The sequence below is a fragment of the Paenibacillus sp. P4_A7 genome (assembly GCF_056402455.1).
The window spans coordinates 1-6,587 of sequence record NZ_JBFUHJ010000307.1 but is presented as its reverse complement, the minus strand read 5'-3'; the positions used below and the strand labels follow the sequence as shown (position 1 = coordinate 6,587).

6 protein-coding genes and 2 pseudogenes are annotated in these 6,587 nt (G+C 39.5%); 1 reads left to right on the top strand and 7 read right to left on the bottom strand.

Going from position 1 to position 6,587, the window contains the following annotated elements:
• The coding region (locus AC1DWN_RS24570; RefSeq protein ID WP_477561520.1) for a VOC family protein at positions 1 to 513 on the bottom strand (513 nt) is incomplete at its 3' end.
• A 192-nt stretch (positions 514 to 705) separates the two neighbouring features.
• On the opposite strand from AC1DWN_RS24570, the gene AC1DWN_RS24565 reads away from it, so the two are divergent.
• Positions 706 to 1,797: a hypothetical protein gene (locus AC1DWN_RS24565; protein ID WP_477561519.1), complete on the top strand. Its 1,092-nt coding sequence runs from the start codon at positions 706 to 708 to the stop codon at positions 1,795 to 1,797.
• Between the two features lie 97 nt (positions 1,798 to 1,894).
• Here the strand turns inward: AC1DWN_RS24565 and AC1DWN_RS24560 are convergent.
• The 6 genes and pseudogenes from AC1DWN_RS24560 to AC1DWN_RS24535 all read right to left on the bottom strand — a co-directional run.
• Positions 1,895 to 2,998 (bottom strand): annotated as a pseudogene (locus AC1DWN_RS24560) (ATP-binding cassette domain-containing protein); the annotation flags it as partial.
• Between the two features lie 148 nt (positions 2,999 to 3,146).
• A pseudogene (locus tag AC1DWN_RS24555) lies at positions 3,147 to 4,073 on the bottom strand (ABC transporter ATP-binding protein).
• 241 nt (positions 4,074 to 4,314) lie between these two features.
• Positions 4,315 to 4,923, bottom strand: coding sequence for an ABC transporter transmembrane domain-containing protein (locus tag AC1DWN_RS24550; RefSeq protein WP_477561518.1), 609 nt, complete (start codon positions 4,921 to 4,923; stop codon positions 4,315 to 4,317).
• Positions 4,924 to 5,108: 185 nt separating this feature from the next.
• Positions 5,109 to 5,393 carry a hypothetical protein gene (locus AC1DWN_RS24545; RefSeq protein ID WP_477561517.1) on the bottom strand — a complete coding sequence of 95 codons (285 nt, stop codon included), beginning with the start codon at positions 5,391 to 5,393 and terminating at the stop codon, positions 5,109 to 5,111.
• Positions 5,394 to 5,412: 19 nt separating this feature from the next.
• Positions 5,413 to 5,577: a sigma factor-like helix-turn-helix DNA-binding protein gene (locus tag AC1DWN_RS24540; protein WP_477561521.1), complete on the bottom strand. Its 165-nt coding sequence runs from the start codon at positions 5,575 to 5,577 to the stop codon at positions 5,413 to 5,415.
• Between the two features lie 335 nt (positions 5,578 to 5,912).
• Positions 5,913 to 6,587 (bottom strand): N-acetyltransferase family protein (locus AC1DWN_RS24535; RefSeq protein ID WP_477561516.1); only part of this gene is annotated, 675 nt, incomplete at its 5' end.

The window sequence follows — 6,587 nt, the reverse complement described above, 5'->3', positions numbered from 1 at the left end:
CAATGTTTCCTTATACCACTTATATGATGCCTCCGGATTACTTGCTGGGAAGAATAGGGCTACTACTCTAATAAAAACGGGAACTCCTTGTCGAATCGGTTGTGTTTCGGTTTTGGGATCCTGCCATACTTGATACTTGTGTCCCTGTGGATCTTTAAAACAGAACATAAGTCCTTTACCGTTTACATCTTCTAGCGGCTCAACATCCACGCCATTACTGGCTAGTCGCTCGTACAGTTCCCTAATGCAATCCGTCTCATAGCGAATGGAAAACATCTCGTAGGTTTGCCCAGAAATCCATTCGTCAGTTAAGAAAGTATTTGTCAAACCTTTCTTCTCTACTTCGTTCATAAATATAGTCTGTTGTCGAGTACCAGTTCCTGCTCCATTGAAGGTGTTTTCATACCACGGCCACACTAGGCCCTCCCCATCATCAACTGGCATATACAAGCAATCCAACCTTTTTAGTGCAACTTTCGTAGCTGGTTCCATCACCTTAACTGAATCGATCAATTCTTATTCATCCCTTTCTTAAAATAGTTTGGCCCCTTCTAATTTACCAAACATACGTTCTATTGTAAATGATTTACTGTAAATTATATCCTTATTTTTGTTTAATAAAAATAAGCAGACTACTGCAGCCTGCTCATTAGTATCCCAACCTATGGTATAGTGTTTAATAAATCATGGAAAGGAGTATGCGATATGAATGAACGTAGTGAATACTTGCTAGGACTTGCAAAAAGGATCGTAATTGAGCTGAACTTTCAAAATATTCGTTTTGCTACTGTCGGAGGTTCCGTTGGTCGTGGTGACGCTGACCTATTTAGTGATTTGGATTTGCATGTGTATGTGGGTGGTGGCTCTCAAGCATATGAAAAGAACCTCGCGTATGAAGGTGAGATTATTCAATTATACGTAATTGATGAGTTTCCAACGATGGAGCAAGTGCATGRTAATCCCTGGGAATATAGATTTATTAAGGAAACAATTGCTGTCTATGATCCCGCCTATGAGTTTACTACCTTTAAGCAGTCAGTCGATAAATACTTTTCATCTGAGATCGGTAAAGAACGGTTATTCCTTGGTGCATCGAATATTGTAGATCAAAGAAAGCAGGCTGCATTAAATAGTATCAAGCAGGGAAAACAGCATTCCGCAAAAATCTTTGCAGGAGCCGCTTGGTCAGATTCCTCATTCTTATATACGTATTTTACCCATGGTTCCTTATCTACAGGATCACTAATACCTATAATGATGAATGAAGAAAATGAGTTGTTTCAGAAATACATAAAGATATGTCCATTTCCTCTGGAATTACTTAATAGTGGGATGGCAAGTGTGTTAAGAATCGTGGAACGGTACCGAGAATACCTACGGTCAAATACTCTTCAACCTGACAGCTTTTCATTGTCACCTCTGCAAGATGTTCTAATACAGCGAAAGGCGCAAAGGTTATATGAAGTAAAACAATATACGGATATTGTGTGGCAATTGACGGGTGAAATCTTTATGTTATATCTAGATCATTCCGAAGGGTTATCATTTGAAGACTATATTGAAACCTTACCGAAAATGTTACAAAGTGACCTGAACAACATAGGTTTTACAAGGATAGATGAAGAGCAAGTCATTTGCATATGCAATATATGTGATGATATTGTAAAAAAGGCATTTTCCAGATCACAACCTTACTTGATGATTTCATCACCTCTTGCAGTGGCCCTTGGCTTTCTATGCATCCATCTTTTAGCACAACCACATGGTCCGCATATTGTAATGCTGCCATTTTGTTAGAAACAACAATTGATGTAACATTTTTCTTCTGGGTGATTCTTTTCCATAATAACGTTTCTGTCTCCACATCAAGCGCACTTGAGATATTGTCCATAAACAATAGCTCTGGTTTTCGTACAAACATTCTTGCAGATGCAGCTCTAATTTTTTGCCCTCCCGATAATTTACTCCCCCCCGTACCGATCATAGTATCTAACCCTAATTCAAAGCTCGTAATATCCTCATTCAACACAGCATCGTACAGAGCCTCAGTTAAATCAACATCATCTTCAGATAGGCCCAATAAAATATTATTTCTTAACGTTTCATTGTAAAGTTGTGGAATTTGCGAAGTATAGCCACTTCTTGGCGGTATAAAAAATGAACAGAGATCATTGATCACGCGACCATTCCATAGGATATCACCACCATCCTTAGGCAATAGCCMTAGTATTGTTTTCATTAATGTTGTCTTCCCCGATCCTATGCGACCAGTAATGACTACAAAACTTCCTACTTTAATATCCAGACTTTTTAGATGTATACCTCGGTTAGAAGACCCATATGAGAACGACAAATCTTTAATTTGGAGAAGTTTTAGTGGTTCTGTATCCTTGTATTCATCGTCAACTGCTAAAGGAGCAATTTCATTAATATAAAGAGAATGATGCTCCACTACCTTATCCAGTAATTGTCCTTGAACTAAAGAGGTCATCCGTTCCATAGCAACTTCAGTTTGTTTATATGAAGAAAGGAACCTACCGAAAAATTGAATGAATTGAGTGATAAAGGACAAGTAAAAAACGAATAACGCAAGATCGCCAATCGAGAAAGTATTGCTTTGCATGGAGAACGCCAGCATCAGTAGAATTAAACCTGTTCCAATATTAATGGTATTCATAAAGACTGTATCCAATATACTGGTAAACAAATTGTCCTTAAGCATCAACTTCTTTTGTTTCTCCGCTAAAGTATTAAACCTCTGAATAAATCTGCTATCAAAATTCCCAAGCTTAATGGATAGAATAATACTAAAGATTTCTCCTATTGCCCCCGAAACTTTAGAGGATGATTCGCGGCTTTCCCTCCTATACGCCTGTACTTTCGCAGAAGTGAAATGCACCGCAGAAAATACTATAATAAGTGGAATGAACACAAATAGCGTGATCTGCGAATCGATATGAAATAGAACTACGAATGCTATGATGGCGAACAAAACCATACCTATCATATCGACAAGCCAACATATTGCACTTACATATAAATACCTGTCCAAAAAATAATATTAAGAACATATAATTTAGGACGATATTTGATAAGCCTCCATAAAAAAATGCTGGTTTTCATATATTCCCCTGGCCTTTCCTCTATCAAACGACATCGTCCATAATATGCTCATCATCAAGATCTTTTCCTACTGCTAGAATTCTTCTGAAAATAGAATTTTTATTCTCTTCCAACTCCCGCTTATTCCCACATTCGATAATTCGCCCATTTTGAACAATAGCTATTTTATCAACACGATTCAAAGTTGAAATTCGGTGCGAAATAATAATAGCTGTTCTTCCACTTAATAACTTTGTTATAGTTTGATCGATCAACTTTTCGGTAGCTTGGTCCAAACGAGAAGCGGCCTCATCAAGAATAATTAAATCAGGCTTTTTCAGAAATACTCTCGCGATTGATAACAATTGAGCTTCTCCTGCTGAAAAGGTGCCTCCACCCGCATCTATCATAGTATCCAATCCTTCTGGCAGTGAATCCATTAATTGTTGCAGCCCGAGTTCCTCAATTACTTGCGATAATTCCCCGTTGTTAATCGAGCTGTCATAGAAGGTAAGATTGTCTCGGATAGATCCGCTAAACAGTTCGATTTCCTGTGTTACAACACCAATTCATTTTCTAAGTTCTATTAAAGGAATGCTCTGTAATAGCTTATCTCCAAGACGTATCACACCCTTCTGCGGATCATAAAATCTAAGCAACAGCCTAGTTATTGTTGTCTTTCCACTTCCGGTGCGACCGATGATTCCCAATGTTTCTCCATTTTCAATCTTAAATGAAATGTTACGAAGGGCCAGATCCCTCTCATTGTATCCGAAAGTGACATCATCAAATTGAATAGAGAAATCATTGAACCCGCTTACTAACGGTTCTTTACCATCTATAATATTGGAAGTTAGTTTAAATAATTGATCAAATCGACGGATGGATACATCCACACTCTGCAAATCTTCGATTTGAGTTCGTAACACTTCTATAGGTCTGATTAAAAATTCCGTGTAGAGGAATACCATATAGGCAGTTCCAACTGTTATCTCATTTATCCCCCAAAGGTAGTAACACACAACAAATGACGTAATATTACATATGGCGAACGTAAAGATTGTAGTAGACCATATAACCGCACCTGATATGGCAGCTTTCTGTTTCGAGGGAAGCCACTTATTCAGCATCATATAAAATTTGTTCATCACAAATCCCAAATCACCGTTTGATCTAATATCTTCTACCCCTGCTACTTGTTCACCAATGTAACTAAAAAAAATGAGTACTAATCTCTCGTACTTCAGTCCAATATGGAATGGAAATGCTGCGAATCCTTTTTAGCAAGAAAAATGTGGTGACAACAATTAGGCTCAACGAAATACCGATTAACCAGTGCTCGTTGAATAGTACGAACAAAATACCTAATAAAAAGAAAGTATTTGTAAAAATCAAAACAAGAAAATTCGAGAAAAAATTACCTATTACATTGACATCGCCATCAATTCTTTCAATCATTTCCCCAGGAGTATGTTGCTTATGAAAGGAAATATCTAAATTCAAGCAATGAACAAGAAGATCCTTACGCAACTCATTTTTGGCCTTCCACGCTATTTGCTGTGCTAAATAATTTGCAACTACAGATATCATTTGATTAGCAATTTCTATGGAAATAAAGATACTAGCGGTGAACACTAACTTGCTACGGCTAACATCCTCTGTAATCATCTCAATAAAATCCCGAAGCACCAGTGGATTTACAAGTTGTAACCCTACACTTATCAACAATAGGAATGTCAAAATGACTACTTTTTTCATTTGAGGTTTGAAATACCTCGCTAAAAGTTTTCTATGGGTAATAAGTGGAATGCTTCTCTTCACTTTCTTCAACTCCTAGTCCTAGGCCTATCGCTTAACTTCCTTGTTTCAGAAGCCTTCTGTATAATTTTACAATTTTATCAAGTTTATTGTTGGTACAAAATAACTTAAGGAATTTTCACCCATTTACTTGCTAAAATGTGCTTAACAAAAAAAAGAAGCTGCTATTGGCAGCTCCTGTACTATCGTTACGATCCAATTATTAGTTGTCGATCTATCCGGTCAGTCCGGAGCTGCAATCTTAGCAACACCGACTGATCAATTCTACGCTGGGAACGCGCTGTGGTCCGATCAATCTGTGCAGTCATTCGCTCCAACCAGCCTATGTGATGCCCTGTGATATTCTCGAGTATCGAATTTCTGATTGACGCTGCTTCATGCTCCGTCAATTGATCACTGCCTGCCCAATCCAAAAGGTCTTGTGCCAGCTCGTCTTCCGTATCATCCCATTCCTCGCTTAATTCATCTATCATAAATGTGCACTCCTTCCCCCTAAACTTGTGCCAACTCCTGCCGTAGCTGCATCCTTGCCAAACTAAGCCGATATCTCACGGTTCCCGCCGGTATTTCGAGCAACTCACCGATCTCCGTACTGTTCATTTGTCCGACGAACTTCAAGGTCAACACACGGTGCAGTTCCTCTGGAAGCCGCCTAATCGCTTACTCTATATCTAGGATTCGATCCTTCGTTTCGAAGATTTCCTCAGCGGATCGCGATCTTGCAGAATTCACGACTGCGTTCTCTTTTATTCTTTCCTGCGTCCTGTTCTGTGTATAACGTCTCCGATAGTAATCGATAACCAAATTTTTTGCTATACGATAGATCCAATACCGGGAATCGTTTAGTCCCAACTCAGAGCCGATATGGGTTACAACTAACAGCTTTGACAGTTGCAATCTCCTTTCCGGCCCATAGCCTGAAGGTATATCCACTGACGAGATCGTGCCATGGGGCCTCATCAACTAGAACTGTCAAAGGAATACGGCAAAAATTACAGCGTTTTCCGCATGAATTGCATAATATACGTTTCTTTAAAGCCAAGGCTGTCATACAGATTTCTGGCATAATTCCCGACAACACACCAAAGGTCGACGTTTGCACCGCCAAGCTGATAGATCTCGTTACATAAATACATAACAAACTTTCTTCCGATCCCATGCCCTTGAAAGTCTTTACTGACGGAAATACTGCTGAGTTCATTACCAGAAAGGTGGCTATAAGCGACGATTCTCCCATTTATTTCGTAGACAAAACGGTTTTCCGCATCCTCTTTCCATGCTCTTCGTTCTTTTTCACTGGGCTGGGCAACCATAGAATCGGGAAAGCACCCGACACGGACGCGCATTTCATGAAAAGCTGTGGCATACAGCGACTGACTGGCAAGATAGTCTTCGTCCGTATACAGCCTCACCGGAAGCTCCTCCAGGGGAAAGGGATCGCCAGTTCGCTGCATTAAAGCCGATGAAAAGTATTGGTCATAACCGAGCTTGCGCGCAAACGCAAGAGATGAGTGATGACCGGTACGAAAGGAACTCCTGACTTTTTGGGTTCCGCCCGCCCGCAATTCGGTTTCAGCATACTTTACCATTGCAGAACCGATTCCTTGCCTGCGAAACTGTGGAGAGACAAACACAGTTAAGTAGGACTGAGATGCAGGCTCGTTCAC